Origin of the sequence: Pseudomonas tremae, assembly GCF_001401155.1 — a bacterium.
Lineage (GTDB): Bacteria > Pseudomonadota > Gammaproteobacteria > Pseudomonadales > Pseudomonadaceae > Aquipseudomonas > Aquipseudomonas tremae.
The window spans coordinates 1-529 of record NZ_LJRO01000359.1 but is presented as its reverse complement, the minus strand read 5'-3'; the positions used below and the strand labels follow the sequence as shown (position 1 = coordinate 529).

Below are 529 nucleotides of genomic sequence, written 5' to 3'. Positions count from 1 at the left end.
GGATGCTGCATGGTTCCAGCGTCACGTAAAGCGTACAGACTGGCAGCCGATAATTGTCCAGCGCCCTGGCGGCGTCACGAATGGCGACCATCTCGGCATGCGCACTCGGGTCGCTGCCGCTGATCGGGCAATTGTAACCACGGCCGATGATCTCGCCGTTCTGCACCACGACTGCACCGACTGGCACTTCGCCCAGCAATGCGCCTTGCGCGGCGAGCGCCAGTGCCTCGCGCATGAAGTCCTGATCCTTGCTGCGGTCGATGATTTGCGGCTGACGCATCACGACACCTCGATGGCGGCCATGAGACCAGTTTCCATGTGATCGATCACATGGCAGTGGAACATCCACACACCGGGGTTATCCGCCACCAGCGCGACCCGCGCCCGCTCGTTGCGGCCCAGCAAGAACGTGTCGGTAAAGTACGGGATGATCTTGCGCCGATTGGACGCGATCACCTTGAAACTCAGGCCGTGCAAGTGAATAGGGTGCTGATACAGGGTAATGTTTTTCAGTTCGAAGATGTAACGC

At 59.5% G+C, this 529-nt stretch carries 2 protein-coding genes; both read right to left on the bottom strand.

What is annotated here, in order from left to right:
- Positions 1-280, bottom strand: a 280-nt coding sequence (locus ALO43_RS19925) for a nucleoside deaminase (protein WP_162235610.1), incomplete at its 3' end; no start/stop codon positions are given.
- Positions 280-529 (bottom strand): multicopper oxidase domain-containing protein (locus ALO43_RS19920; protein ID WP_157062346.1); only part of this gene is annotated, 250 nt, incomplete at its 5' end. The genes ALO43_RS19920 and ALO43_RS19925, both read right to left, overlap by 1 nt.